Origin of the sequence: Halorubrum sp. SP9, assembly GCF_005435015.1 — an archaeon.
Lineage (GTDB): Archaea > Halobacteriota > Halobacteria > Halobacteriales > Haloferacaceae > Halorubrum > Halorubrum sodomense.
On the sequence record NZ_SGXU01000792.1, the window covers coordinates 1 to 214 of the forward strand.

General features: G+C 58.4%; 1 protein-coding gene. It reads right to left on the reverse strand.

Going from position 1 to position 214, the window contains the following annotated elements:
- Positions 1-214 (reverse strand): hypothetical protein (locus EXE45_RS19320; RefSeq protein ID WP_137695224.1); only part of this gene is annotated, 214 nt, incomplete at both ends.

Here is a 214-nt window from a genome sequence, read left to right on the forward strand (position 1 = left end):
TTGAATCATCCCCGCCCACGTACGGAGATGGGTGAGTCCCTCATACGGTTCGTAGTTCCACTTCGATGCGAGGTCGGGGAGAACTTCCTCGACAGTCTCTGAACCATCCGCATCGATTTCGTCAAGCGCCTCTGCGAGGTCCTGCTGCATCTCGAAATACGTGTCAAACGACTCGCGGTCGTTCCACCCGTCGGGGAGGTCGCAGAGACGCAGG